The organism is Streptomyces sp. NPDC059957 (assembly GCF_042730015.1).
Lineage (GTDB): Bacteria > Actinomycetota > Actinomycetes > Streptomycetales > Streptomycetaceae > Streptomyces.
In genome coordinates this window covers 21,424-47,514 of the sequence record NZ_JBHWMB010000059.1, presented here as the reverse complement: position 1 = coordinate 47,514, position 26,091 = coordinate 21,424, and the positions used below count along the sequence as shown (strand labels likewise).

General features: G+C 70.0%; 21 protein-coding genes and 1 tRNA gene. 12 read left to right on the top strand and 10 right to left on the bottom strand.

Going from position 1 to position 26,091, the window contains the following annotated elements:
• Window positions 1-125 precede the first annotated feature (125 nt).
• The 7 genes from ACFWBW_RS31020 (at window position 126) to ACFWBW_RS30990 (ending at window position 11,373) form a co-directional block, all read left to right on the top strand.
• The gene (locus tag ACFWBW_RS31020; protein WP_385379421.1) at window positions 126-932 is read left to right on the top strand and encodes a serine protease; all 807 of its coding nucleotides are present in this window, start codon (window positions 126-128) and stop codon (window positions 930-932) included.
• Window positions 933-1,200: 268 nt separating this feature from the next.
• Entirely contained in the window at window positions 1,201-1,860 is a 660-nt protein-coding gene (locus ACFWBW_RS31015) for a response regulator (RefSeq protein WP_385379418.1), read from the top strand.
• Window positions 1,861-2,491: 631 nt separating this feature from the next.
• Window positions 2,492-3,679 (top strand): sensor histidine kinase, encoded by a 1,188-nt coding sequence (locus ACFWBW_RS31010; RefSeq protein ID WP_385379416.1) that lies wholly within the window; start codon window positions 2,492-2,494, stop codon window positions 3,677-3,679.
• A gap of 298 nt (window positions 3,680-3,977) precedes the next feature.
• Window positions 3,978-4,295 (top strand): chorismate mutase, encoded by a 318-nt coding sequence (locus ACFWBW_RS31005; RefSeq protein ID WP_385379413.1) that lies wholly within the window; start codon window positions 3,978-3,980, stop codon window positions 4,293-4,295.
• Window positions 4,296-4,333: 38 nt separating this feature from the next.
• Complete coding sequence (pepN, locus tag ACFWBW_RS31000) at window positions 4,334-6,877, top strand: aminopeptidase N (protein WP_385379410.1); 2,544 nt, start codon at window positions 4,334-4,336, stop codon at window positions 6,875-6,877.
• A gap of 1,689 nt (window positions 6,878-8,566) precedes the next feature.
• Window positions 8,567-9,967, top strand: a complete 1,401-nt coding sequence (locus ACFWBW_RS30995; protein WP_385379407.1) for a pyridoxal phosphate-dependent decarboxylase family protein — start codon at window positions 8,567-8,569, stop codon at window positions 9,965-9,967.
• Complete coding sequence (locus ACFWBW_RS30990) at window positions 9,964-11,373, top strand: lysine N(6)-hydroxylase/L-ornithine N(5)-oxygenase family protein (protein WP_385379404.1); 1,410 nt, start codon at window positions 9,964-9,966, stop codon at window positions 11,371-11,373. The genes ACFWBW_RS30995 and ACFWBW_RS30990 overlap by 4 nt, the downstream gene beginning before the upstream one ends.
• A gap of 40 nt (window positions 11,374-11,413) precedes the next feature.
• On the opposite strand, the gene ACFWBW_RS30985 is transcribed toward ACFWBW_RS30990, so the two are convergent.
• Window positions 11,414-13,225 (bottom strand): bifunctional metallophosphatase/5'-nucleotidase, encoded by a 1,812-nt coding sequence (locus tag ACFWBW_RS30985; protein WP_385379401.1) that lies wholly within the window; start codon window positions 13,223-13,225, stop codon window positions 11,414-11,416.
• Window positions 13,226-13,365: 140 nt separating this feature from the next.
• Between ACFWBW_RS30985 and ACFWBW_RS30980 the strand changes: the two genes are divergently transcribed.
• Entirely contained in the window at window positions 13,366-14,067 is a 702-nt protein-coding gene (locus ACFWBW_RS30980) for an SIMPL domain-containing protein (RefSeq protein ID WP_385379398.1), read from the top strand.
• A gap of 146 nt (window positions 14,068-14,213) precedes the next feature.
• Window positions 14,214-15,641, top strand: a complete 1,428-nt coding sequence (gene pyk, locus ACFWBW_RS30975) for a pyruvate kinase (protein WP_385379395.1) — start codon at window positions 14,214-14,216, stop codon at window positions 15,639-15,641.
• A 16-nt stretch (window positions 15,642-15,657) separates the two neighbouring features.
• On the opposite strand, the gene ACFWBW_RS30970 is transcribed toward pyk, so the two are convergent.
• Window positions 15,658-16,230, bottom strand: a complete 573-nt coding sequence (locus tag ACFWBW_RS30970) for an alpha/beta fold hydrolase (RefSeq protein ID WP_385379392.1) — start codon at window positions 16,228-16,230, stop codon at window positions 15,658-15,660.
• 86 nt (window positions 16,231-16,316) lie between these two features.
• Between ACFWBW_RS30970 and ACFWBW_RS30965 the strand changes: the two genes are divergently transcribed.
• Together ACFWBW_RS30965 and ACFWBW_RS30960 are read left to right on the top strand one after the other, a co-directional pair.
• On the top strand, window positions 16,317-16,934 hold the full coding sequence (locus ACFWBW_RS30965; protein ID WP_385379389.1) for a TetR/AcrR family transcriptional regulator: 618 nt from the start codon (window positions 16,317-16,319) through the stop codon (window positions 16,932-16,934).
• A gap of 101 nt (window positions 16,935-17,035) precedes the next feature.
• Window positions 17,036-17,494 carry a MarR family transcriptional regulator gene (locus ACFWBW_RS30960; RefSeq protein WP_385379386.1) on the top strand — a complete coding sequence of 153 codons (459 nt, stop codon included), beginning with the start codon at window positions 17,036-17,038 and terminating at the stop codon, window positions 17,492-17,494.
• On the opposite strand, the gene ACFWBW_RS30955 is transcribed toward ACFWBW_RS30960, so the two are convergent.
• Window positions 17,491-18,213, bottom strand: coding sequence for a helix-turn-helix domain-containing protein (locus ACFWBW_RS30955; protein WP_385379474.1), 723 nt, complete (start codon window positions 18,211-18,213; stop codon window positions 17,491-17,493). The genes ACFWBW_RS30960 and ACFWBW_RS30955 overlap by 4 nt on opposite strands.
• A 152-nt stretch (window positions 18,214-18,365) precedes the next feature.
• Window positions 18,366-18,438 (bottom strand) — tRNA-Leu (locus ACFWBW_RS30950).
• 99 nt (window positions 18,439-18,537) lie between these two features.
• Between ACFWBW_RS30950 and ACFWBW_RS30945 the strand changes: the two genes are divergently transcribed.
• Complete coding sequence (locus tag ACFWBW_RS30945; RefSeq protein ID WP_250744985.1) at window positions 18,538-19,197, top strand: ANTAR domain-containing response regulator; 660 nt, start codon at window positions 18,538-18,540, stop codon at window positions 19,195-19,197.
• 76 nt (window positions 19,198-19,273) lie between these two features.
• On the opposite strand, the gene ACFWBW_RS30940 is transcribed toward ACFWBW_RS30945, so the two are convergent.
• The 6 genes from ACFWBW_RS30940 to ACFWBW_RS30915 form a co-directional block, all read right to left on the bottom strand.
• Window positions 19,274-19,990 carry an ABC transporter ATP-binding protein gene (locus ACFWBW_RS30940; protein WP_385379383.1) on the bottom strand — a complete coding sequence of 239 codons (717 nt, stop codon included), beginning with the start codon at window positions 19,988-19,990 and terminating at the stop codon, window positions 19,274-19,276.
• Window positions 19,987-20,913 (bottom strand): ABC transporter ATP-binding protein, encoded by a 927-nt coding sequence (locus ACFWBW_RS30935; RefSeq protein WP_385379471.1) that lies wholly within the window; start codon window positions 20,911-20,913, stop codon window positions 19,987-19,989. Before ACFWBW_RS30935 ends, ACFWBW_RS30940 begins: the two co-directional genes overlap by 4 nt.
• A 5-nt stretch (window positions 20,914-20,918) precedes the next feature.
• On the bottom strand, window positions 20,919-22,643 hold the full coding sequence (locus tag ACFWBW_RS30930) for a branched-chain amino acid ABC transporter permease (protein WP_385379468.1): 1,725 nt from the start codon (window positions 22,641-22,643) through the stop codon (window positions 20,919-20,921).
• Window positions 22,644-22,648: 5 nt separating this feature from the next.
• On the bottom strand, window positions 22,649-23,581 hold the full coding sequence (locus ACFWBW_RS30925; RefSeq protein WP_385379380.1) for a branched-chain amino acid ABC transporter permease: 933 nt from the start codon (window positions 23,579-23,581) through the stop codon (window positions 22,649-22,651).
• Between the two features lie 122 nt (window positions 23,582-23,703).
• Window positions 23,704-24,942: a branched-chain amino acid ABC transporter substrate-binding protein gene (locus ACFWBW_RS30920; RefSeq protein WP_385379377.1), complete on the bottom strand. Its 1,239-nt coding sequence runs from the start codon at window positions 24,940-24,942 to the stop codon at window positions 23,704-23,706.
• 542 nt (window positions 24,943-25,484) lie between these two features.
• Window positions 25,485-25,883, bottom strand: coding sequence for a hypothetical protein (locus ACFWBW_RS30915; protein ID WP_385379374.1), 399 nt, complete (start codon window positions 25,881-25,883; stop codon window positions 25,485-25,487).
• Between the last annotated feature and the right edge of the window lie 208 nt (window positions 25,884-26,091).

Genomic DNA, 26,091 nt, shown 5'->3' with positions numbered 1-26,091 from the left:
AGTTGTCCGAAAACGCGTTCTTGAAGCCCTCCGTGCGGGCAGTGTGTCATGTCCCCGTCACCCATGCGGTCCTTCCCACCCGTCATGGAGCGACGCGCACGGCCCAACCCCCCACGAAAGGCAGTGTGTCGACTGTGTCCAGCCTCACCACCACCCTCAAGCGCATCGTCGCCGCCGGAGCGGTGACCCTCGCGGCCATCAGCCTCCAGCCCGGCTCCGCCACCGCGTCCCCGGCACCCGCCCCGGCCCCCGCCGTGGTCCCCGTGGTCGGCGGAACCCCCGCCGCCCAAGGGGAATTCCCCTTCATGGTCCGGCTCTCCATGGGCTGCGGCGGCGCCCTCTACACCCAGCAGATCGTGCTCACCGCCGCCCACTGCGTCGGCAGCTCCGGCAACAACACCTCCATCACCGCCACCGCCGGAGTCGTCGACCTGAACAGCTCCAGCGCCATCAAGGTCAAGTCCACGAAGGTCCTCCGGGCCCCCGGCTACAACGGCACGGGCAAGGACTGGGCGCTGATCAAGCTCGCCAAGCCCATCAACCTCCCCACCCTCAAGATCGCCGAGACCAAGGCCTACGACAACGGCACCTTCACCGTCGCCGGCTGGGGCGCCACCCGGGAAGGCGGAGGCCAGCAGCGCTACCTGCGCAAGGCCACCGTCCCCTTCGTCTCCGACGCCTCCTGCCAGGCCTCCTACGGCAGCTCCCTCGTGCCCGCCGAGGAGATCTGCGCCGGATTCGACGCGGGCGGCGTCGACACCTGCCAGGGCGACTCCGGCGGCCCCATGTTCCGCCGGGACAACGCCAACGCCTGGATCCAGGTCGGCATAGTCAGCTGGGGCGAGGGCTGCGCCCGCCCCGACTACCCCGGCGTCTACACGGAGGTCTCCACCTTCGCAGCGGCGATCAAGAGCGCGGCCGCCACGCTCTGACCGCCCCTTGGAGCCGCTGCCCTCCTCCTCCCGGCCCATCCGACAGGGGCCGGAAGAATGAGGCGCGATGCCCCACATGTCCGTAAGGTCGACCGCAGTACCGCGAGGCCGGAACGACGCCGTTCCGGCCTTGCGGCATGCTCCCGGCGGTCTGCTGTGCGGTTGCGGGCCGAGGCGCCCGCAGGTCCCATGGAGAGATCCCACCGGGTGGGAATGCCGGGGAAGCCGGGACAGCACAGGCAACGGGCGACAGTGGGGCAGGCGGCGCATGACGATCAGAGTGATCATCGCGGACGACCAGGAGATGGTCAGGACCGGCTTTCGGATGATCCTCGAAAGCCAGCAGGACATCGAAGTGGTCGCCGACGTCGAAGACGGCGAAGCGGCCCTCGCGGCCGTCGCCGAACACCGGCCCGACGTCCTGCTCCTCGACATCCGCATGCCCAAACTCGACGGACTCGAAGTCACCCGCCGGCTCTCCGGCCGCGAAACCCCCCGCATCGTCATCGTCACCACCTTCGACCTCGACGAGTACGTCCACGCGGCGCTCCAGGGCGGAGCGTCCGGCTTCCTCCTCAAAGACGCGAGCCCGGCCATGCTGGTTGAAGCGGTACGGGCGGCAGCCGTCGGAGACTCCCTCGTCTCACCCGCCATCACCGTACGGCTGCTGCGCGAAATGGCCCACAGAACCCCGGCCGCCACCGCTGCCGCCCGCCGCCCGGCCGAGCCCCTGACGGACCGGGAACGCGAGGTCGTACGCTGCCTCGCGCGCGGGCTGACCAACGCCGAGATCGCCGGAGAGCTCTTCGTCTCCCTCTCCACGGTCAAGACCCACCTGGCCAACGTCCAGGCCAAACTCGACGCCCGCAACCGCGTGGAAATCGCCGCCTGGGCCTGGGAAAGCGGCCTGGCAGGCACCCCGGCGTGACCCACCCCCACCCCCCGAACACCCCCCGCCGCCCCCCGGCCACCACGAGGCGCAACCAGCTCCGCCACAGTTTGGGGGCCGCCGGGGGGAACCAGCCACGATGCCGCTCGGCGGCCGAAGGCCGGCGCCGCCCCCGTGACCGCTCGGGCATGACCCGCCCGACCCGGCCCCGCCGCCTTCCACATGCCGCCTGCCGAAGCCAGGCCGGCTCCTGGTCGGGGGCCGCCGGGCAAATTCAGCCCCGCCGTTGTTCGGGCGCGGTTCGTCAGAGTCGGCCGGGCCGGGTTTCCTGTATCGGCTGTCGGAGTCGTGCCCGCCGCTGGTCGGGGGCCGCCGGGCAAATTCAGCCCCGCCGGCGTTTGAGGCGCGGGGTCTGGGGCGGCGCCCCAGGAAGCCGGCGCACGCCGTCCCCGACGACACCGGCCGCCACGGGGCCGGACAACGCCCGGCCGAACCGCTGCTCCCACCTGCGCCGAAGCCCGCACACCCCGGGCGGAGCCACCCGGCCCCCCGGCGGAGCCACGCGCGCGGAGCCCCGTACACCCGGCGGAGCCGCCCGTGCGGAGCCCCGTACAACCGGCGGAGCCACGCGCGCGGAGCCCCGTACACCCGGCGGAGCCCGAGGCACCGCATGAGCCCCCTGGGGCCATGGGCCCGCCGCCACCCCTACGCCGCGGACTGGATCCGCATCCTCCTCTCCGTCACCCTCCTCTCCCTCGTGACCTTCGAGGGAGTCGTCCTCGCCCGCCAGCCCAGCACCCCGCACGCCGCCGTCTGGGTGTCCGGCATCCTCGTCTGCCTCAGCGCCGTTCCCTGGCCGGCCATCCCGCTCCTCGCCCGCGCCTGGTTCGCCTCCGCCGTCACCTGGACCGTCACCCTCGCCCTGCTCTTCAGCCACCACCCCCTCGTCGTCTGGGGCGGCGGCGAAGCCATCGCCCTGCTCGTCCTCCTCACCCAGGTCCTGCTCCGCGCCCCCGCCCGCACCGCCGCCGTCCTCGGCCCCCTCCTCGCCCTCGGCTCCATGGCGGCGCCGGTCCGCGACGCGGACCCGGGCCGCTTCACGCTGCTCTTCTCCGTGCTCGCCGTCGTCGTCACCGCGTACTCCCTGCTCCTGCGCCTGCAGTCCGTCCAGCGCGTCCGCGAGCTGCGCGCCGTACGCAGCGCCGAGCGCCTGGAGCTGGCGCGCGAGCTCCACGACCTCGTCGCCCACCACGTGACGGGGATCGTCGTCGAGGCCCGCGCCGCCCGCTACACCAAGGTCTCCGCCGAACGCGCCGGCGAGATCTTCGGCCGCATCGAGACCGCCGGGGACGAGGCACTCGGCTCCATGCGCCGCCTGGTCAAGATCCTCCGCGAGGGCGCCGCCGACACCGGCCCGGAGCCGGCCAAGGGCACCGGCACACCAGGCCCCGCCGGAACCGCCCCCGTCGCCGGCCTCCGGGAGATCCGCGGACTGACCGAACGCTTCGCCGCCACCGGCCCACCCGTCGTCCTCTACGTCGAGGAGGGCCTGGAAGCCCGGCTCCCCGCCGACGTCGCCGCCACCGCCCACCGCATCGTCCTCGAAGCCCTCACCAACATCGGCAAGCACGCCGCCACCGCCACCGCCGTCCGGGTCGGCCTGCGCACGGTCCCGGCCGGCCTGGAAGTACGGATCGCCGACGACGGCGGCCGCCCCGCGAAACTCTCCGAGAACGCCCGCGGCGGCGGCTACGGCCTGGTCGGCATGGCCGAACGCGCCGAAGCCCTCGGCGGCTCCCTCACCGCCGGCCCCGCCCCCGAAGGCGGCTGGCTGGTCACAGCCCTCCTACCCCTCTAGGGTTCCGGCCCGGCAGTTGCCACCGGGGCCGGCCCCGGCCCCCGCAGCCCCACCCGGACCTCAGCCCCACCGGGCCCGCAGTCGACCGTTGCTTGACCGCAGCGCCAGCGCCCCTCCCGGAACCCGCACGCCGGCCGGGTTGTCGGTGTCTTCCCCTGCCCCGTGCCTCTTCATCTGAACCCGAGCCGTCCCACAGCCCTCCCGTCCTCGGCGCGCACCAGCACGCCGGCGGCCCCCGCCGTCTCAGTGGCCGATCGGCCGACGAACCGAACGTGCGAGCCACGTATTCTCGTGGACCATGAACACCAGGGACATCGACGAGAACGTCACCGCCGAGCTGGCCCGGCTCAGGGAAAGCATCGACAACATCGACGCGGCCGTGGTCCACATGCTCGCCGAGCGTTTCAAGTGCACGCAGCAGGTAGGCCACCTCAAGGCCCGCCACCAGCTGCCCCCGGCCGACCCGGGCCGCGAGGCCAGCCAGATCGCCCGGCTGCGCCAGCTCGCCGAGAACGCCAAGCTCGACCCCGCCTTCGCCGAGAAGCTCCTCAACTTCATCATCGCCGAGGTCATCCGCCACCACGAGACGATCGCCGCCGGCGAAGGCGAAGAATAGAAGCCGGGCCAGGCGCCGCCATCCGGCAGCATGGCCCCATGCCCGCACTGACGCGCAACGAAGCGCAGCTCCGAGCCCAGCTCCTCGACGTCCGCCACTACGAGGTCGCCCTCGACCTCACCACCGGCGACGAGACCTTCGAGTCCAGCACCGTCATCCGGTTCGCCGCCCGCACCGCCGGCGACACCTTCGTCGAGCTGAAACCGGACGAACTGCGCTCCGCCGCCCTCGACGGACACCCCCTGGACCCGGCCACCCTCACCGACGGCCGCCTCCCCCTCACCGGCCTCACCGAGGGCCCCCACGAGCTCCGCATCGCCGCCCGCATGCGCTACTCCCGCACCGGCGAAGGCCTGCACCGCTTCACCGACCCCGCGGACGGGGAGACGTACGTCTACACCCAGATGTTCCTCGACGACGTCCAGCGCGTCTTCCCGGCCTTCGACCAGCCCGACCTCAAGGCCGTGTTCGAGTTCACCGTCACCGCCCCCACGCACTGGACCGTCCTCGCCAACGGCATCACCACCCGCATCGGCGAACGCCTCGGCGACGGCGGCGGCAACAGTGGCGACGGCCCGGGCGACGGCTCCGCCTCCGAAGCCGGCATCTGGGCGTCCGCACCCACACCCGTCATCTCCACCTACCTCGCCGCCGTCGCCGCCGGCCCCTGGCACAGCGTCCGCACCGAACACGCCGGGCTCCCCTTCGGCATCCACTGCCGCCGCTCCCTCGCCCCGCACCTCGACGCCGACGCGCAGGAAATCCTCGACCTCACCACCGCCTGCTACGACCGCTTCCACGAGAAGTTCACCGAGCCCTACCCCTTCGACTCCTACGACCAGGCCTTCGTACCCGAGTTCAACGCCGGCGCCATGGAGAACCCGGGACTCGTCACCTTCCGCGACGACTACGTCTTCCGCTCCGCCGTCACCGACGCCGAACGCCAGCGCCGCGCCGTGACCATCGCGCACGAGATGGCCCACATGTGGTTCGGCGACCTCGTCACCCTCAGCTGGTGGGACGACATCTGGCTGAACGAGTCCTTCGCCGAGTTCATGGGCTACCAGACCCTCATCGAAGCCACCCGCTTCACCGAGACCTGGACCGGATTCGGCATGGAACGCAAACCCTGGGGCTACGACGCCGACCAGCGCCCCTCCACCCACCCCGTTGCCCCGGACGCCGCCTCCGTCCCCGACACCGCCTCCGCCCTCCTCAACTTCGACGGCATCTCCTACGCCAAGGGCGCCTCCGCCCTGCGCCAACTCGTCGCCTGGCTCGGCGAGAAGGACTTCCTGGCCGGCATCAACACCCACTTCGCCCGCCACAAGTTCGCCAACGCCTCCCTCGCCGACTTCGTGGACTCCCTCGCCGCCCACACCGACCGCGACGTCCACACCTGGGCCGCGACCTGGCTGCGCACCACCGGCGTCGACACCCTGACCCCCCGGCTCGAAGAGAGCCACGGAGGCTGGACCCTCACCGTCGACCGCACCGGCAACCGCCCCCACCACATCGCCGCCGGCCTCTACGACCGCGCCCCCGACGGCATCATCGAACCGCGCGAGGTCCTCGCCCTCGACGTCCCCTCCGACGAGGTCCTCTCCGTGAGCGGCCCGCGCCCCGACCTCCTCGTCCTCAACGACGGCGACCTCACCTACGCCAAGGTCCGCCTCGACGAGACCTCACTGGAAACCGCCCTGCGCGGCATCTCCCGCATCCCCGACCCGCTCACCCGCGCCGTCGTCTGGAACTCCCTGCGGGACATGGTCCGCGACGGCGAACTGGGCGCCGCCGACTACCTGGCCACCGCCGAAGCCCACATCCCCGACGAAACCGACCTCGCGATCGTCCAGGGCGTCCTCGGCTTCACCCGCGCCCAGATCGCCGACCGCTACGTCACCCCCGACCGCCGCGGCGACGCCCTCACCACCCTCACCACCATCGCCCGCGACCTGCTGCGGCGCACCGAGGACGGCTCCGACCCCGGCCTGCGGCTCGTCGCCGTCCGCACCCTCGTCGACAGCGCCACCCAGCCCGACACCATCGCCGGCTGGCTCGCCGAAGGCACCGTCCCCGGCGGCCCCGAACTCGACCCCGAACTGCGCTGGCGCATCCTCGCCCGCCTGTCCGTCCTCGGCGCCGCCGGCGAAGCCGACATCGACGAAGCCCTCGCCGCCGACCCCAGCGGCACCGGCCGCGAAGGCGCCGCCCGCTGCCGGGCCGCCCTCCCGACGGCAGAGGCCAAGGCCGCAGCCTGGGAGCGCCTCTTCCACGACGACTCCCTCTCCAACTACCTCTTCACCGCCACCGCCCAAGGCTTCTGGCAGCCCGAACAGGCCGACCTGCTCCGCGACTACGTCCCCCGCGCCTACTCCGAGACCGTCACCCTCGCAGCCCGCCGCGGCCCCGCCATCGCCGACGCGGCAGGCCGCTGGGCCCTCCCCGGCCACGAGATCACCGAAGCCAACCTCCAGGCCGGCCACACCGCCCTCACGGCCCCCGACATCACCCCCCTCCTCCACCGCAAACTCACAGACCACCTCGACGACCTCACCCGAGCCCTACGCACCCACCCCTAACCCCCTGGGCCGAGCCCCACGCCAACCCCCAGGCCAACCCCCGGGCCAACCCCCGGGCCGAGCCCCGGGCCAACCCCCGGGCCAAGTCCCGGGCCGAGCCCCGGGCCAACCCCCGGGCCAAGTCCCGGGCCGAGCCCCGGGCCAACCCCCGGGCCAAGTCCCGGGCCGAGCCCCGGGCCGAGCCCCGGGCCGAGTCCCGGGCCAACCCCCAGGCCGAGCCCCGGGCCGAGCCCCGGGCCGAGTCCCGAATGAAAGTCCTGGGCCGACCTCCTGGCCGCGTCCCAAGCCGAGCCGCGGGCCGCGCCCCAGGGCGACACCTGGGCCGACTCCGGGCCGCGGCCCGGGGGCGGGTGCTGGGCCGGGCCCGGTGCGGCCCCCCGGGCCGAGCTCCATGCCAACCCCCATGCCAACCCCCTGGCCGATCCCCGGGCCGAGCCCCGGGCCGACCTCCTGGCCGCGTCCCAAGCCGAGCCGCGGGCCGTGCCCCAGGGCGACACCTGGGCCGACTCCGGGCCGCGCCCCGGGGGCGGGTGCTGGGCCGGGCCCGGTGCGGCCCCCCGGGCCGAGCTCCGGGCTGGCCTCCGAGCCGCTTCCTGGGCTGAGCCCTGGGGGCGAGTTCGGGGCCGCTCCCCGTCCCGAGTCCCGTGCCGACCTCAGGGCCGACCTCCGTGTCGACCTCCGGGCCGAGCTCCGTGCCGCCCCCCGGGCTGGCCTGCGAGCCGCTTCTTGGGCTGAGCCCCAGGGGCGAGTGCTCCCCGTCGTCCCGAGTCCTGTGCCGAGTCATGGGCCGACCTCAGGGCCGAGCCCGGGGCCGAGCTCCGTGCCGAGGCCGGCCCCTCGGACTGGCCTCCGAGCCGCTTCCTGGGCTGAGCCCTGGGAGCGAGTTCTGGGCCGCTCCCCGTCCCGAGCTCCGTGCCGACCCCCGGGCTGGCCTGCGAGCCGCTTCTTGGGCTGAGCCCCAGGGGCGAGTTTCGGGCCGCCCCCGTCCTGAGTCCTGTGCCGAGACCTGGCCCGCCCCCCCCCGGGCTGTCCTCCGGGTCGGCCTCCGAGCCGCTTCCTGGGCTGAGCCCTGGGCTGGCCTCAGGGCTGAGCCCCGGGCTGCACGCGGCCAAGGCCCCGAGGGTGCCCCTGGCCGGGCCCCTGTCAGGCGCTCGGTGGAGTCCTGGTCGGGATCCCGAAGGCGATCCTGGCCGCGCCCCCGGACTTCACCATGCACCGTGCCTGCCCCGTACCCGGCCCCACCGGGTGCGGGGCCCTCGCCGGGACGGCTCGCCCCAGACACACCCCTCCGGGCCGCCAGCCCCCTGTACGCGCCCCCCCGCTGCCCCGCTGCCCCGCGGGCACCCGCGCTGCCATCCCGCTGCCCTGCCGGCACCCGCCCCGCCGGTCCCCGTACTCAGACCGCCACGGTGCCGCCCGCGCAGCGCAGAAGCCCCGCCCGTGCCTTCGGCCAACGGCCCGCACGCCGACGGACACACACCCCCGACGGGGGCCGACACCGATGTGGACAGCCCCATCCACCCCAAGCCGCATCACCGGCACCAGGGTTACCAGCCCCCCACGGCTTGAAATCAACCACTCATAAACCCGGGCGGTTACCCCATTCGGGTCGGATCGTTGTACCCCCCGGGTCCCCGACCCAGCGAGCGGCACCACCCGCCGCCGAACCGTTCCCGTGAGGACAACCGCATGACAGCGCCCCCCGGCACAGGCAGACGCGGCAACGCCCCGCTCGCCGGCGGACCCCACGGCCCCGACGCCCTGCAACCACTCCTCGCCACCGTCCTCGACGCCCTGCGCACCGGAGCCCGCGCCCGCGGCGGCCCCCTCCCCGCCGGCGGACCCGAGGCCGTCACCGCCCGCGTCACCGCCGCACTGGGCGAAGTACTCCCCGACCACGGGCACGGCGACCACGAAGCGCTACGGACCCTCGTCCACACCCTCACCGCCGGCGCGGCCGACCCCGCCGACCCCCTGTGCGCAGCCCACCTGCACTGCCCACCCCTCGCCGTCGCAGCCGCCGCCGACCTCGCCGCCAGCGCCCTCAACGCCTCCCTGGACTCCTGGGACCAGGCCCCCGCCGCCTCAACCCTCGAAGCCCTCCTCACCCGCACGCTCGCCGCGGAGTTCCACGACACCCCCCACCCCGATGCCGTCCTCACCACCGGCGGCACCGAAGCCAACCAGCTCGCACTCCTCCTCGCCCGCGAGCGCCACGGCCCCCACCTCACCGTCCTGCACGGCGCCAACGCCCACCACTCCATCCCGCGCGCCGCCTGGCTCCTCGGCCTGCCCCCCGCCCGCAGCCTCCCCACCCCCACCGGAACCCTCACCCCCGCCACCCTCGCCGAGGCCCTCGCCACCAGCAGCGGGCCCGTCCTCGTCACCGCCACCGCCGGCACCACCGACGCCGGACTCATCGACCCCCTCGACGCCCTCGCCGACCTCTGTGACCAGCACGGCGCCGACCTCCACATCGACGCCTCCTACGGCGGCCTCCTCCAGCTCAGCCCCCGCCACCGCCCCAAACTCGCCGGCCTGCACCGCGCCAGGTCGATCACCATCGACCTGCACAAACTCGGCTGGCAACCCATCGCCGCCGGACTCCTCACCGTCCCCGACACCACCCTGCTCGCCCCCCTCGCCCACCAGGCCGACTACCTCAACGCCACCGACGACACCCAAGCCGGCCTGCCCGACCTCCTCGGCCGCTCCCTGCGCACCACCCGCCGCGCAGACGCCCTCAAGATCGCCGCCACCCTGCGCTCCCTCGGCCGAGACGGACTCACCCACCTCATCGACCGCACCTGCGCCCGCGCGGACCAGCTCGCCCGACTCCTCGAAGCACACCCCGCCTTCGAACTCCACGCGGCGCCCACCATCAGCACCGTCCTGTTCCGGCCCACCCACGCCGACGACACCGCACTGGCCACCCTGCGCCGCACCCTCCTCCAGGGCGGCACCGCCGTACTGGGCCGGGCCACCGCCGACGGCCGCCTGTGGCTCAAGGCCACCCTGCTCAACCCCCACACCACGGCGGGGGACCTGGACGCCCTCGTGAACCTCCTGGAAGGCAGCACCCACCGATGACCGCCCAGCCTGATGCACCCCACGACCTCGTCGGAATCGGCATCGGCCCCTTCAACCTCTCCCTCGCGGCCCTCGCCCACGGCCTGCCCCAACAAGGCGCCGCAGAACTCGCCACCGCCTTCTACGACCAGCGCCGCGACTTCCGCTGGCACCCCGGACTCCTCATCGACGGAGCCACCCTCCAAGTCCCCTTCCTCGCCGACCTCGTCACCCTCGCCGACCCCACCAGCCCCTGGTCATTCCTCAGCTACCTCAAGCACAAGGAACGCCTCTTCCCCTTCTACTTCGCCGAGAGCTTCCACATCCAGCGCGCCGAATACGACGCCTACTGCCGCTGGGTCGCCGGCCGCCTGCCCGGACTCCACTTCGGCCACCAGGTCGACGCCGTCCGCTGGAACCCCGAACGCGACCTCTTCGAAGTCGACTTCACCCAAGTCGACGCCGGCGGAGAAGTCGAAGCCCTCGGCCGCACCTACACCCGCAACCTCGCCCTCGGCATCGGGACCGCCCCCTACGTCCCCGAACCGCTGCGCCCCCTCGCCGAGGCCCCCACCGTCCCGGTGATCCACTCCTCCGAGTACCTCGACAACCGGCAGCGCATCCTCGGCGCCGACCACGTCACCGTCATCGGATCGGGCCAGTCCGGAGCCGAGGTCTTCCTCGACCTGCTCCGCTCCCGCCCCGCCGGCCGCGAACGCCTCACCTGGCTCGCCCGCACCCCCTCCTTCGCCCCCATGGAGTACTCCAAGCTCGGCCTGGAACACTTCACCCCCGACTACACCCGCTACTTCCACTCACTCCCCGAACCGGTCCGCGACCGCCTCGTCCCCGCCCAATGGCAACTCCACAAGGGCATCGACGCCGCCACCATCGCCGCCATCCACGAGGAGCTCTACCGCCGCACCCTCGACGGAGGCTGGCCCGACGCCGTCCTCACCCCCGGAGTCAGCGTCCGCACCGCCGGCCGCGTCGCCACCACCAAGGTCGAACTCCACCTCGAACACGTGGACCAGGGCACCCGCTCCCGCCTCACCACCGACGCCGTCGTCCTCGCCACCGGCTACCGCGAACGCCCCCTCGCCCGCCTCCTCGCCGGACTCGACCCCTACCTGCGCAAGGACTCCTCCGGCCGCCCCCGCATCGACGACCGCTACCGGATGATCACCGACCCGGCCGTCACCGGCAGCGTCTTCGTCCAGAACGGCGAACGCCACACCCACGGCGTCGGAGCCCCCGACCTCGGCCTCGCCGCCTGGCGCAGCGCCGCCATCCTGAACACCCTGACGGGCAAAGAGCCCTACCCCCAGCCCACCCGAACGGCCTTCACCACCTTCGGCCTCGAACAGCGGGAGCACACCAGGCCCCAACCCGCCGGCGAACTGCTCCCACTGGTCGAGCACCCGTAAGGAGAAACGTTTAGAAGACCACCGCTCGGAAGACCACCGCCTAGAAGACCGGTGCCCCGGCTCGGGTCAGCCGCCAGTCCACGGACGCGAACTGCGCCGGGTCCACCGTCCCCTTCGCCTTCACCCACTGGATGATCGTGTTGCGTATCTCATCCGAGTTCGCCCACAACTGCCTGGACTGCGGCACGTGCGGGAAGTTCCCGCCCCCCGAAGCCCGGTAGTTGTTCACCGCCAGCACGAACTGCGCCGCCGGATCCACCGGCTTCCCCTGGAAGGACAGACCCGAGATCCGCGAACCCACCGGCTCGGAGATGTCGACGTCGTACGTCAACCCGTACACGGCGTCGTAGTTGTAGTCCGGCGTGCCCTCCGCATTCGTCAGCTTCGCCGGATCCACCACATCCCCCGGAGCAGTCCGCACGAAGTACTTCGCCGAATACTCCAGGTACTCCCTGACCTGCGCACCCGTCAGCAGCCGCGCCTCCAGCGTGTTCTCGAACGGATACAGACCCGCCGCATCCCGGATCGTCACCTGCCCGGCCGGAATCGCCGCCGTCCGCGAGAAGCACGAAGCCTGCGACAGCACCGGCAGAGCAGCCCACTCCGTACCCGCCAGCGCCCCCTTCACCGTCTCCGCCTGCACGTGATTGATCAGATCGATGATCGCCACGTCCTTGACCGGACCGTCCACCGAGGACATCGCCTGCGTCGACGTACCGATCACCTGGTTCACATACGCCACGACCTTGCGGTGCTCGTCCGACAGCAGGCCCACGATCTCCGGGTCCTCCACCGCCGTATTCGAATTCAGCACCCGGGCCGACACCTTCGACACCGACCAGCAGCCCTTCGCCCACGTCAGCTCGAAGTCGAACAGCGTCAGCCGCTGCCCCCACTTCAGCGGCTCGGACAACACCACGTCCTTGCCCGTCGCCTTGTTCTTCACCCGGTACTCCGGGATCTCCGTATGCGCGTGCCCCACCAGGATCGCGTCGATCCCCGGCACCTGCTCCGCCACCAGGCCCGCCGCGTTCTCGATGTGCGGCAGCTGATCCCCGTAACTCGACGTACCACTCGAACCCGAATGCGCCGACACGATCACCACATCCGCGCCCAGCGACCGCAGCCGCGGCACGTACTTCGCGGCCTGCTCCTCAAGACCCGGGAACGTCATCTTCCCCTGCACGTTCGCCTTGTCCCAGATAGCGATCCCCGGATTCGTCAGACCCAGCACCGCCACCTTCACGTCCCGCCCGTGCGGAGTCCGCAGCCGGTGCATGCTGTACGGCGGGAACGCCGGCCGCAGCGTCTTCGCATCCAGCGCGTTCGCCCCCAGCAACGGGAACTCGCACTGCTCCTCGAACTTCCGCAGCACCGGAATGCCGTAATTGAACTCGTGGTTCCCCAGCGCCGCCGCGTCATATCCGATCGCGTTCATCGCCTGCGCCATCGGATGAACCGGACCACGCCGCGCCGTGATCGGATCAACCTTCGCGTAGTAGTACGAAAGCTGCGTCCCCTGAATCGTGTCCCCGGCATCGATCAGCAGCGTGTTGCGCCGCCCCTTCTCCGCCCGCACCTGGTTCACCAGCGTGGAGATCTTCGCCAGACCGACGTCGTTGTGCGCCTTGTCGTCGAACTCCCTGTCCGTGAAGTAATCCCAGTTGAAGACGTTCCCGTGCAGGTCCGTCGTCCCCATCACCGTGAACGCGTACGTCTTCGCCCCCGCGGCCGAAGCACCGCCGGCCACCGAGTCAGCCGCGGCGGCCGGGGAGCTCGTGGCCCCCGCAAACGCCACAGCCGCACCCGTAGCAGCCGAAGTGCCCAGAAATGTCCTACGGTCGAACGCCATGCCATCTCCCCTTGTGAGGTGCGTGTGTACAGATAGGCAACGCGCGTAGATTCTGACCCAGCAGTAACAAGCCGCAACACCCCCACCAGGTTTCGATCCGATGACCACCCCCGTACGAGCAGCAGTGCGACAGTGAATCCATGACCCAGGACGCATCGCACCAGCCCTACGGAACCCCCGAAGTCCCCCGCGTCGCAGTCCGCGGCGAAGCCACCCTCGAAGTCGACCCCGAGATCGCCCGCATCGGCATCACCGTCAGCGCCCGCGGCACCGACCGGCGCACCGCCCTCGAAGACCTCACCCGCCGCAACAACGCCGTCCTCGACCTCGTCAAAAGCTACGGCGACCCCGTCGAAAAACTCGAAACCGGCGCCTTCTCCATCACCCCCGAACTCACCCGCCACGGCCGCGGCGAACGCATCCGCGCCTACCACGGACGCGTCCACCTCACCGCCGAACTCAACGACTTCACCACCCTCGGCGAACTCACCACCCGCCTCGCCGACCTCGAACTCACCCAGGTCGACGGACCCTGGTGGGCCCTGCGCCCCACCTCACCCGCCCACGGCGAAGCCCGCCGCCAAGCCGTACTCGAAGCCGTCCAGCGCGCCCGCGAATACGCCGCCGCCCTCGGAGCCGAACTCGCCGCCCTCGTCGAACTCGCCGACCTCGGAGCCGAGAACGCCCCCACCCCCTTCCCGGCAGCCGGCGCCGGAATGCGCACCATGGCCTTCAGCGCCGCCGAAGACGCAGGCGCCCCCGCGCTCGACCTCGAACCCCAGCGCCAGACCGTCTACGCACAAGTGAACGCACGCTTCACGATGACCCCTCCCCGCCTCTGAAAAACCGAACAATCGGCGCCCCGGGGGTGCTCATCAGAGCACCCCCATGCACATTCAACAATTGTCAACAAGCTTTTGCTCAAAGGTTGTTGAGTGGACACCCGGAACCAATTTCCTACTCCCTGGTAGGGGCATACGCTCGCTCCATGCGCCGAGCGAAAATCGTATGTACCCTGGGCCCCGCCACCGACTCATACGACCAGATCAAAGCCCTGGTCGAAGCCGGAATGGACATCGCCCGCTTCAACCTCAGCCACGGCACCTACGCCGAACACGAGGACCGCTACCAGCGCGTCCGCAAGGCTGCCGACGAAACCGGCCGCAGCGTCGGCATCCTCGCGGACCTTCAAGGCCCGAAGATCCGCCTGGGCCGCTTCCGCGAAGGCCCCGTACTCCTTGAACGCGGCGACGAATTCACCATCACCGTCGAAGACCACGAAGGCGACCGCCACACCTGCGGCACCACCTACAAGGGCCTCGCCGCCGACGTCACCACCGGCGAACGCATCCTCGTCGACGACGGCCGCGTCACCCTCGAAGTCACCGCCGTCGACGGCCCCCGCGTACACACCCGCGTCATCGAAGGCGGCATGGTCTCCGACAACAAGGGACTCAACCTCCCCGGCGTCGCAGTCTCCGTACCCGCCCTCTCCGAAAAAGACATCGAAGACCTCCGCTGGGCCCTGCGCATCGGCGCCGACATCATCGCCCTCTCCTTCGTCCGCAGCGGAAGCGACATCGAAGACGTCCACCGCATCATGGACGAAGAAGGCCGACGCCTCCCCGTCATCGCCAAGGTCGAAAAGCCCCAGGCAGTCGAAAACATCGACGACATCGTCGCCGCCTTCGACGGCATCATGGTCGCCCGCGGAGACCTCGGCGTCGAAATGCCCCTGGAACAGGTCCCCATCGTCCAGAAGCGCGCCGTCAAACTCGCCAAGCGCAACGCCAAACCCGTCATCGTCGCCACCCAAATGCTCGACTCGATGATCGACAACTCCCGGCCCACCCGCGCCGAAGCCTCCGACGTCGCCAACGCCGTCATCGACGGCACCGACGCCGTCATGCTCTCCGGCGAAACCAGCGTCGGCAAATACGCCATCGAAACCGTCCGCACCATGGCACGCATCGTCGAAGCCGCCGAAGAAGACATCCTCGCCAAGGGCCTCCCCCCGCTCACCGAGCGCAACAAGCCCCGCACCCAAGGCGGAGCAGTCGCCCGCGCCGCCGCCGAAATGGGCGACTTCCTCGGCGCGAAATTCCTCGTCGCCTTCACCCAGAGCGGAGACACCGTCCGCCGGCTCTCCCGCTACCGCTCACCCATCCCCCTCCTCGCCTTCACCCCCGACCCCGCCACCCGCTCCCAGCTCAACCTCACCTGGGGCGTCGAAACCTTCCTCGGCCCCCACGTCGACTCCACCGACGCCATGGTCGCCCAGGTCGAAGAAGAGCTCCTGCGCATCGGACGCTGCGTACCCGGCGACGTCGTCGTCATCACCGCCGGCTCACCCCCCGGCGTCAGCGGATCCACCAACCTCGTCCGCATCCACCACATCGGCGACGCAGTCCGCTGAAACCGCCCGCAAGCGGCTACAGCACCTCACGTATAAGACGCACCGCGTCGGGCAACACCAACCGGCTCTCACCCGTACTCGGGAAGTGCCCGCCCGACGCGGTCACCCGCGCCTCGGCGCCCAGCTCCCGCACGAACCGCAACACGTGCTCACCCGTCGCCTCCCCGGTCACCGGGTCATCCGCCGCGTGCAGCACACGGAACTCCCGCGCAGCCTTCCGGATCCGCTGCCAGTCGAACTCCGGCAAGAAGAACGGCGCCAACGCGTCGTACCCCACCTCGCCGGACATCGACGCCACGAACACCACCCCCGCGAACGCCCCCTCGGTCTCCGTGTCGTGCGCCTGCAACAGCCGCAGCACATTCACCCCGCCCAGACTGTGACCCACCAGCACGGTCTCACCGGCCGGCGCACCCTCCGCCGCCGCCTCCAGCTCCTTCAGCCACACATCGGCCTCCGGGGCGAAGGGCTCGGGGAAGTTCGGGATCCGCACCTCGTGCCCCTCCGCGGCGAACTCCTCACCCGTCGCCGCATACCAGTGCTCCCCGGCACTCATCCCGTACCCGTGCGCGATCACGATCCTGCCCATGGCTCCGCCCCTCATAACCCTAGGTCGATCCTTCAATCGAAACGCTACGCCGCGTTTCGATAAAACGCTAGGGCTATCGTGAAGCCGTGTCAATCACTCCTTCGAGCAACTCTTCGAGCACCCCGCCCCGCACCGGCGGCCGCCTCCGCAACGAAGACGCCCACCACTCCGTCCTCGAAGCCACCGCCGCGCTCCTCGTCGAAAACGGCTACGGCGCCCTCACCATCGAAGGCGTCGCCAAGCGCGCCAACGTCGCCAAGAGCACCGTCTACCGCTGGTGGAAGTCCAAGCCCGCCCTCGTCATGGACGCCTACGCCCATGAAACCGCCGCCCGTGTCCCCGAACCGGACACCGGCACCCTCACCGGCGACCTCACCGCCTTCGTCGCCGACCTCTACCGCGTCGGCCGCGACCCCGTCCGCGCCAAAGCCCTCACCGGCCTCATGGCCGAAGCCCAGCTCGACCCCGCCTTCGCCGAACCCTTCCGCGCCTGGGTCGCCACCCGCCGCGAGGTCGTCGCCACTCTCTTGACGCGGGCGGTCACCCGCGAGGAGCTCCCCGCGGGCGCGGACCTCGACCACGCGGTCGACCTGGTCTTCGGCCCGTTCTGGTACCGACTCCTCATCGCCCACGCCCCTCTGGACCCCGCCGACGCCGAGGCCCACGTGGCGACGGTCCTGCGCGGGCTCGCGGGCCGCGGCTGAGGGAGTCCTTGCTTCAACTCCACGCGGGTGTGCGGGACATCGGTGGCCGACACGCCGCGACGCCTTGACCTCAAGCGGGGTTGAGGTCGTAGCTTGCCGGTATGACGATCAAGGAATACACACAGGACCAGCTCGCGGCCCAGCCCATCGGCTACTGGGCCCGCGAGGCCGCCGGCCTCGCCATAGGCGGCCTCCGGGCCGCGCTCGCCGAAGAGAACCTCACCCAGCCCCACTGGTGGACCCTCAACCACGTGGCCGCCTCCCCGGCCCACTGGAAGCGTGCGGCCCTCACCGAGAAGCTCACTCCGTACGACGACCAGCACACCGACTTCGACGCCCTCTACGACGACCTGGCGGCCCGAGGCTGGCTCACGGAGGCTGACGGCGTGCTGACCCTCACGGAGCAGGGCGAGGCCGGCCGGGTGCGGGCGCACGACCGCAACGCGAAGGTGCACGCGCGGATGCGGGAGGGTGTGGACGACGCGGCGTACGCGGCGACCATCGACGGCCTGCGGCGGATGGTCGCGAACCTGGGCGGTAGTGGCGACCTGCCGGGCTAGTACTTCGGCCCGATGTGGGCGTCCATGAGCGCGACGGACGCCTTCCTCGCGATGGATACGTTGAAGGGGTCGCTGCCGCGGGCCAGGATCGTCCACTGGACGCCGACCTTGGCGAGGGTGTCCGTACAGAGGTTCCGGATGTCGTCGGACTTGTTGGTGAAGAAGTACCGGGGGTACTCGTAGCGCTTGCCGTTGCGGACGGTCCAGTTGGTGACCCGACACCCGTCGGAGTGGATCAGCCCCCGGATGAACTCCCACGGGTGGGCGTCGACGATGGCCTGCTGCCAGTCCTCGAGGACGATGCGCCGCTCATGCTTCTTGCCGGGCCCGTGCTGCGGGAACAGGCACGTCCAGTGGCGGGTATAGGACTTGACCTCCACACAACCCTGCCGGTGGACCCGGCCCACCTTGGGCAAGGACATAACCAGGTGCATCGCTGCTTCGGCGGCGTCGATGAGGCCGGGCCAGGAGGCGTCGCAATAGACGGACAGGTGGTGCTGTTTGTACTTGGAGATGATGTGGCCGTCGCCGAGGTAAAGCCCCAGGAGGTAGGCGTACGCGGCCTGGTCGACTTCGCGGCCGGTGCATCTCGGGCAGTCGGTCGGGCGGACGTACGCCTCGCCGCGGTGTCTTCGGTCCTCGGACCGCCACCAGCCGATGGTGCCGCGCGGTATGCCCAGGTGTTCGGCGACCACTCGATTGGTCACGCCCCGGCGCATCAGCAGGACGGCTTCTTCGCGTATCGAAGGATTGTGCTCCACGCTTGAGAGCTTCGCAGCTATTCGTCCAGTTGGTCGCAATTCGAAGCTGCGTTCACTGCGACGAGTGAAGATCCTAAAATCGCTTGGCGACCTTGGAAATGAAGGAGAAGTACCCCGAGTCGGATTCGAACCGACGCTGAATGGGTTTTGAATCCATTGCCTCTACCGCTGGGCTACCGGGGCCCCTTCGAAACGAAGGATACCTAAGACCCTCCGTGTCACAAACATACAGGAGCTAGGTAGGCTCGGGGGAGCTGAATCGCCTTGCACCAAGGAGCCCCCGTGACCGCCGAGCACGAGTCGACGCCCACGCCCGACGCCGACCAGTCGCACGTTCCGCCGCTGACGACGCGCGTCGTCATCGCCGAGGACGAGGCGCTCATCCGTCTCGACCTCAAGGAGATGCTCGAAGAGGAGGGCTACGCCGTCGTCGGTGAGGCCGGAGACGGGCAGACCGCCGTCGAGCTGGCCCGGGAGCACCGTCCCGACCTGGTCATCCTTGATGTGAAGATGCCCGTTCTGGACGGGATCTCCGCCGCCGAGAAGATCGCGGAGGAGTCCATCGCCCCCGTGCTGATGCTCACCGCGTTCTCGCAGCGGGATCTGGTGGAGCGCGCCCGTGACGCCGGTGCCATGGCGTACCTCGTGAAGCCCTTCAGCAAGAGCGACGTCGTCCCGGCCATCGAGATGGCCGTGTCGCGCTTCGCCGAGCTCCGTGCGCTGGAGAAGGAGGTCGCCGACCTTTCCCTCCGCCTGGAGACGCGCAAGCTCGTGGACCGCGCCAAGAGCATCCTGCAGACGCAGTACGGGCTCTCCGAGCCGGCCGCCTTCCGGTGGATCCAGAAGACCTCCATGGACCGCCGGATGTCCATGCAGCAGGTCGCCGAGGCCGTCATCGAGGACGCCGAGGAGAAGAAGGCCGCCGCTGGCAAGGGCGAGTAGGGCGTCGCCGAGAACGAACGAGGCCCCCTCCGGATCCAGGATCCGGAGGGGGCCTCACTCGTAGGCGGGGTCGGGCTCAGTCCTCGCCGAGGTACGCCTTGCGGACGTCCTCGTTGTGCAGGAGTTCCTGGCCGGTGCCGGACAGGACGATCTTGCCGATCTCCATCACGTGGGCCGTGTCGGCCAGCGAGAGGGCGGCCTGGGCGTTCTGCTCGACCAGGAGGATCGTGGTGCCGGTCGCCTTGAGTTCGGCGATCGTGGCCATGATCTTCTGCATCATCAGCGGGGAGAGGCCCATGGAGGGCTCGTCCAGCATGAGCAGCTTGGGCTGGCACATGAGGGCGCGGCCCATGGCGAGCATCTGCTGCTCGCCGCCCGAGAGGGTGCCGGCGGCCTGCTTGCGGCGCTCTCCCAGGATGGGGAAGAGGTCGTAGGCGCGCTGGATGTCCTTCTCGATGCCTTCTTTGTCCGTGCGGAGGAAGGCGCCGAGCTGGAGGTTCTCGGTGATCGTCAGCCGGGGGAAGATGTGGCGGCCCTCGGGGGAGTGCGCCAGCTTCATGGAGACGATCTTGTGGGCGGGTACGCCGGCCAGGGGCTTGCCGTCGAAGGTGATGTTGCCCGCGGTGGGCTTGAGGAGCCCGGAGAGGGTGCGCAGGGTGGTCGTCTTGCCGGCGCCGTTGGTGCCGACGAGGCAGACGATTTCGCCTTCGTTGACTTCGAAGGAGATGCCCTTGACGGCTTCGATCTTGCCGTATGCGACCTTGAGGTCTTCGACCTTGAGCAGTGCGGTCACTTGGCCTCTCCTTCCGTGTCCGTGCTGGTGGCGCTGGTGGTGCTGTCCGCGTCGGCGTCCGCGTCCGCGTCCGGGGCGGCGGCTTCGGCGGCCTCGACTTCGGCCACCTCCTCCGCGCCCGGGGCGCCTTCGAAGGGCTCGCCGAGGTAGGCGGCGATGACGCGCTCGTCGCCCTGGACCTCGGAGGCCGTGCCCTCGATGAGCTTTTCGCCCTGGACGAGGCAGGCGACGCGGTCGCAGAGGTTGAAGATGAAGCGCATGTCGTGCTCGATGACGAGGACGGCGATGCCCATGTCGCGGATCGCGAAGATGAGTTCTTCGGCGGCGCGGGTTTCCTGCGGGTTCATGCCGGCGGTGGGCTCGTCCAGGAGGATGAGGCCGGGGTCGCTGGCCAGCGCGCGGGCGATTTCGAGCTTGCGCTGTTCGCCGTAGGGGAGGTTCTTGGCGACGTGTCCGGCCTTGTGCTTCAGGCCGATGAACTCCAGGAGTTCCATGGCGCGCGCTTCGCTGGCGGCTTCGGCCTTCTTGAAGCCGGGGCCGCGCAGGAGGGCGGACCAGAGGCCTTCCTTGGTGCGGGTGTGGCGTCCGACGAGGACGTTCTCCAGCACGGTCATGTTGTGGAAGAGCCGGATGTTCTGGAAGGTGCGGGCGACGCCTGCTGCGGTGACCTTGTGGGGCGTGGGCGGCAGGACGGTGCCCTTGTAGCTGACGGTTCCCTCGGTGGGGACGTACAGCCCGGTGAGGCAGTTGAAGAAGGTGGTCTTGCCGGCGCCGTTGGGGCCGATGAGGCCGACGATCTCGCCGGCGTTGACCGTGAGGTCGACGCCCTTGACGGCGGTGAGGCCGCCGAAGCGCATGGTGACGCCGCTGGCTTCGAGGACCGTGGTCTTCGTGGTGGTGTCCGTGGTGTCTGTGTTCGTCATGGTGTTCACGCCCCCGCCTTGGCGGTGGCCAGGTCCGTGGGGGCCTGGTCAGTCGTCTCGTCGTCGTGGAACTCGAGCTTCGCGCGCTTGTTGGCGATGAGGCCTTCGGGGCGGAAGCGCATGAGCAGGATGAGGGCGATACCGAAGGCGAGGAGCTGGTAGTCCTGGAGGAAGGCCAGCTTCGCCGGGATCAGGAAGAGGAGTGCGGCACCGAGGATGGGGCCGCGGATGGTGCCCATGCCGCCGAGGATGACGGCGGCGAGGAGGAACGCGGAGTTCGGCGGGACGGGCCCGGCGAAGACGTAGTTCTCGGGGACGACCGTGCTGTTGACGTGTGCCTGGACGGTGCCGGCGAGGCCGGCGAGGGTGGCGCCGAGGGCGAAGGCGATGAGCTTGACCTTGAAGCCGTTGATGCCCATGGCTTCGGCGGCGGTCTCGTCTTCGCGGATGGCGACCCAGGCGCGGCCGATGCGGCTGTTGCCGGCGCGGGCGAAGATCACGATGACCAGGGCCATCACGAGCAGCATCAGGAAGTAGTAGTTGGCGTAGGCGCCGAGGGTGATGCCGCCGACCACGTGGGATTCCCCGAAGTTCCACCCGAAGAGTTCGAGGTGGGGGATGTTGGGGATGCCGTTGGGGCCGTTGGTGATGTCGGGGCCGGACTGGCCGTCGAGGTTGCCCATGGCGATGCGGAAGATTTCTCCGAAGCCGAGGGTCACGATGGCGAGGTAGTCGCCGCGCAGGCGGAGGGTCGGTGCGCCGATGACCACGCCGAAGATGAGCGAGGCGAGGGCGCCGACGATGACCGCTGCCCAGAAGGGCAGTTGGATGCCGAACGCGGAGGCGGTGCTTCCGGAGACCAGGGCGGCGGCGTAGGCGCCGACGCCGAGGAAGGCGACGTAGCCGAGGTCGAGGAGGCCGGCGAGGCCGACGACGACGTTGAGGCCGAGGGCGACGGTCGCGAAGATCAGGATGTTGACCGCGATGAGCGTGTAGGTGTCGCCGCTCTGCTGGATGAACGGGAAGGCGATCGCGGCGGCGGCGGTCCCGATGAGGGTGACCTGCCGGTTCTTCGCCGTGATGGTGCTGAACCGGTCCAGGAGTCCCGACTTGAGCAGGCCGAAGGCGGCGAAGCCGAGGGTGATCAGGTAGGCGACGAAGAGCTGCGGTTCGCTGTCGTCGGTGTCGATGCCGAAGGTGACGACGTAGAGGCCGAGGGCGAAGACGCCGGTGATGATGAGGATCTCGGCCCAGGAGGGCAGCGGCTTGGCGGGGGCCGCCTTGTGGGTGTCGTCGGGGAGCTTGAACGCGGCGAGGGCCGCGATGAGCGAGCCGACGAAGGCCACGTAGGCGCCGGGGTCGAGGTCGGCGATCTTGCCGAGGACGACGACGATGGAGATGACCGTGAATCCCGTGGCCAGGAAGTTTCCGAGGGCCAGGAACCGGACGGCCTTGTGGGAGCCGGCCGGGGTCAGCCACTGGAGGCCCTTGACGCCGAGCGCGGAGAGCGCGAAGGCGAGGGTGAGGACTGCTCCGATGAGGGTGACGTACTGGAGGCTGGCGGGGCTGCCGTAGTAGGTCAGGTCACCGGGGAATTCGGGGGTCCACGTCCAGGCCAGGAAGGCGCTGACGAGGGTGATGAGGCTGCCGGCGACGACTGCGTAGAGCAGTGCGGTGGGGGCGGGGCCCTGCTTGGCCGGGGCGGTCTGCGGGGTGGTGTTGGTGGTCATGGTTCTCACGCCCGATCCGCGACGCGCTCACCGAGCAGGCCTTGCGGCCGCACGAGGAGGACGACGATGAGGAGTACGAAGGCCCAGACGTTGGACCAGGCTCCACCGCCGAGCTGCTGCATGCCGGGGATCTCTTCGATGTATGCGATCGAGAGGGCTTCGGCGAGGCCGAGGACCACGCCGCCGACCATGGCGCCGTAGATGTTGCCGATGCCGCCGAGGACGGCTGCGGTGAAGGCCTTCAGTCCGAGGATGAAGCCCATCTCGAAGTTGATCTGGCCCTTGTCGAGGCCGTAGGCGACGGCTGCGACGGCGGCGAACGCGGCACCGATGGCGAAGGCCATGACGATGATGCGGTCGGTGTTGATGCCCATCAGCTTCGCGGTGTCGGGGTCCTGCGCGGTGGCCTGCATGGCGCGGCCGCTGCGGCTCTTGGAGACGAAGATGCCCAGGGCGAGCATGCACGCGGGGGCCAGGATCAGGACGAAGAGGTCCGCGCGCTGGATGGCGAGGCTGTCGGTGATCTTGAAGGCGGCTCCCTTGAATTCGGGGAAGCTGACTGCCTTCTTGGCGTCCGGGTAGAACTGCCAGACGAGCTGCTGGAGCGCGATCGAGAGGCCGATTGCGGTGATGAGCGGGGCGAGCCGGGGTGCGCTGCGCAGGGGACGGTACGCGAAGCGTTCGGCTGCGGTGGCCACGGCGACGGAGGCGAGTGCGCCTCCGACGATCATGACGGGTATCGCGATCAGCAGGGATGTGCCGGTCGGGAGGGCGGTGTACGCGGTGAGTGCACCGAACCCGCCGATCATGAATATCTCGCCGTGGGCGAAGTTGATGAGCTGGACGATCCCGTACACCATGGTGTACCCGATGGCGATGAGGCCATAGAGAGCACCGAGGGACAGGCCGTTGGCCAGCTGTTGCGGCAGTTCGTGCACCGCAGGGCCTCCGATGAGCGTGTCGGATAAGACTCCGCGCGAGGGCGCTGTTGCGCCCTCGCGCGGCTGGTTCTTTGGGGAGGGTGGGCCCGGTCGGACGGACCGGGCCCGGTACTACTGGCTTACTGGTTGAACGTGTCGCTCTTGACGTCGACCCACTTGCCGCCCTCGACCTTGTAGACCGTGAGCTGCTTGTTGGTGGTGTCGCCGTACTGGTCGAAGGCGACCTTGCCGGTCACGCCCTCGAAGGAGACCTTGCCGAGAGCATCGACGACGGCGGCGCGGCCACCGTCGGCCGGGAGCTTGCCACCGTTGGCGGCGGCGACGGCCTTGACGGCCTGGATGATGGACCAGCCGGCGTCGTAGGAGTAACCGCCGTAGGCCGCGTACGGGTCCTTGTAGCCGCCGGCCGTGTAGTCGGCGATGAACTTCTTGGCGGTGTCCAGCTTCTCGACCGGGTAGCCGATGGAGGTGGACAGGTCGCCCTCGTTGGCCTCACCGGAGGCGCTGATGAAGGCGGGGTCCTGGATGCCGTCGCCGCCCATGAGCGGGATGCTGGCGCCGGCCTTCTTGATCTGGTCGGCGAGCAGGCCGCCCTCGGGGTACTGGCCACCGAAGTAGACGGAGTCGGCGCCGGAGGACTTGACCTTGTCGGCGGTGGAGGAGAAGTCGGTCTCCTTCACGGTGACGTGGTCGGTGCCGGCGATCTCGCCGCCGAGCTTCTTGAACTCGTCGGAGAAGATCGCGGCCAGGCCGGCGCCGTAGGTCTGCTTGTCGTCGACGACGAAGACCTTCTTCTTGCCGGCGTCCTTGAAGAGGTACTGGGCGGCGAACTTGCCCTGGACCACGTCGGTGGCGGCGGTGCGGAAGTAGGTCTTGAAGGGGCGCTTGAACTCGCCCTTGCCCCAGTTGTCGCCCTGGCTGAGCGAGGGGTTGGTGTTGGCGGGCGAGACCTGCGCCAGGTTGGCGGAGGCGAAGACGCCCTGCATCTGCTGGGCGACGCCGGAGTTCAGCGGGCCGACGACACCGATGACCTCCTTCTTGCCGACGAGCTTGGTGGCGTTGGCCTGACCGGAGGCGGGGACCGCCTGGTCGTCGAGGGCCTCGACCTTGAACTCGATGCCCGGGACCTCGTTGTTCTTGTTGGCCGTCTTGGCCGCGAGGTCGACAGAGTTCTTGATGCCCTGGCCGAGCGCGGAGAGCGAGCCCGTGAGCGGGGCGTCGACGCCGATGACGACGACGGTCTTGGCTCCGTCGGTCTTGTCCGCGGGCTTGCCCTCGTCGCGGGATCCGCAGGCGGTGAGGGTCAGTGCACCCGTGGTGAGGACGGTGGTGAGGACGAGCAAAGAACGGTGTCGCACGATTCTTCCTTTCCCTGGCGCGGCCGCCTCAGATGAGGTGCCGATTGTTCGCCGGGCCGCACTGGGAGGTCCACGGCCGTGCTGAGTCGCACCTTTCGGCGCGGTGACTGGCCGTGACTCTAGGCCCGAGGTGGCGAATGCGGGGAGGCGGGAAAGGAGGATGTGACGCTCTTGTTATGCCAAGGCCAAGAATGTGCGGCGGGAGTGCGGACAGATCGGGCGTTTAGCGACCTCGGGGATTGACCACATGCTGAGAAATCCCCGTTCCTCTAAGGGGCTTGAGGGCCTCATGGTCCTGTCATAGATCAAAACGGGCCGAATGTTGCAGCGTGTGGCCGAAAGAATCCAACGGGTGGCATTCAGGAACGTAAAGGCCTGATTCTGCAAGGTATGGACGTGACGCAGGGTAGCGAAATGGCGTGATCCACTTCGGTCGCCGGATCTTCCGGAGGTGACGCAAAGGCCTCTCGACCTGCGAAGGGACCAAGCGCCGACAAGTGACCGGAAGCCGGACATGGCATGCCCGATTCCGGTCATCCGGCTCACTGGGGAGGGCGCCAGTTCTCGGAGCTGCGGGTGGCGCCGTCCTGCTCGGTGCAGCGCTGCGCCACGAGCCGGTCGATCAGCTCAAGTCCCTTTTCCCGCCCGTGGGTTCGCTCCTCGGCGCGGCCGGCGGCGACGGCTTCCTCGTGGATCGCGTACTGATCGTTGGACAGGCCCTTCTGCTCCCAGTCCAGCCCCGACCACTTGCTGCCCTTGAGGGTCTCTTTCGCCCAGTACGAAACCAGGGCGGTGCAGATCTGGGCAGGTGAGGAGGGGCTGGGCGCGGCGGCGGAAGAGGTCGGGGCGGCGTGCGGGGCGGAGTTGGAACATCCGGGCAGGATCAGCACGGCGAGGACGGAGGCGGCGTACGGGAGCGCGGTGCGTGGCGTGGTCCCCATGGGGGGACGGTAAGCCGTCACGATCGGTGACACAACAGCCTGTGGCGGAACGTGCGCGGACTGGCGGATTCCGTGCGGTGGCGGCCCGCGGATGCGGCGAGGGGGCGGGCCCCTGCCCCCCATGGGGGAGGGAGGAGGGCCCTGGGCTGGCACTGTAGGGGGCGGAACCCAGGGGACAGCTCTCCTGCGCGTCAAAACCACGTTCCGG

What these genes read in the sequence shown, in the direction of transcription:
- ACFWBW_RS30970 (WP_385379392.1), bottom strand. Translation starts at nt 16,230, where the DNA reads ATGGGCAGGATCGTGATCGCGCACGGGTACGGGATGAGTGCCGGGGAG.
- ACFWBW_RS30955 (WP_385379474.1), bottom strand. Translation starts at nt 18,213, where the DNA reads ATGCGCCGGGGCGTGACCAATCGAGTGGTCGCCGAACACCTGGGCATA.
- ACFWBW_RS30990 (WP_385379404.1), top strand. Translation starts at nt 9,964, where the DNA reads ATGACCGCCCAGCCTGATGCACCCCACGACCTCGTCGGAATCGGCATC.
- ACFWBW_RS30960 (WP_385379386.1), top strand. Translation starts at nt 17,036, where the DNA reads ATGACGATCAAGGAATACACACAGGACCAGCTCGCGGCCCAGCCCATC.
- ACFWBW_RS31010 (WP_385379416.1), top strand. Translation starts at nt 2,492, where the DNA reads ATGAGCCCCCTGGGGCCATGGGCCCGCCGCCACCCCTACGCCGCGGAC.
- ACFWBW_RS31005 (WP_385379413.1), top strand. Translation starts at nt 3,978, where the DNA reads ATGAACACCAGGGACATCGACGAGAACGTCACCGCCGAGCTGGCCCGG.
- ACFWBW_RS31015 (WP_385379418.1), top strand. Translation starts at nt 1,201, where the DNA reads ATGACGATCAGAGTGATCATCGCGGACGACCAGGAGATGGTCAGGACC.
- ACFWBW_RS30980 (WP_385379398.1), top strand. Translation starts at nt 13,366, where the DNA reads ATGACCCAGGACGCATCGCACCAGCCCTACGGAACCCCCGAAGTCCCC.
- ACFWBW_RS30915 (WP_385379374.1), bottom strand. Translation starts at nt 25,883, where the DNA reads ATGGGGACCACGCCACGCACCGCGCTCCCGTACGCCGCCTCCGTCCTC.
- ACFWBW_RS30985 (WP_385379401.1), bottom strand. Translation starts at nt 13,225, where the DNA reads ATGGCGTTCGACCGTAGGACATTTCTGGGCACTTCGGCTGCTACGGGT.
- ACFWBW_RS30935 (WP_385379471.1), bottom strand. Translation starts at nt 20,913, where the DNA reads ATGACGAACACAGACACCACGGACACCACCACGAAGACCACGGTCCTC.
- pepN (WP_385379410.1), top strand. Translation starts at nt 4,334, where the DNA reads ATGCCCGCACTGACGCGCAACGAAGCGCAGCTCCGAGCCCAGCTCCTC.
- ACFWBW_RS30930 (WP_385379468.1), bottom strand. Translation starts at nt 22,643, where the DNA reads ATGACCACCAACACCACCCCGCAGACCGCCCCGGCCAAGCAGGGCCCC.
- pyk (WP_385379395.1), top strand. Translation starts at nt 14,214, where the DNA reads ATGCGCCGAGCGAAAATCGTATGTACCCTGGGCCCCGCCACCGACTCA.
- ACFWBW_RS30995 (WP_385379407.1), top strand. Translation starts at nt 8,567, where the DNA reads ATGACAGCGCCCCCCGGCACAGGCAGACGCGGCAACGCCCCGCTCGCC.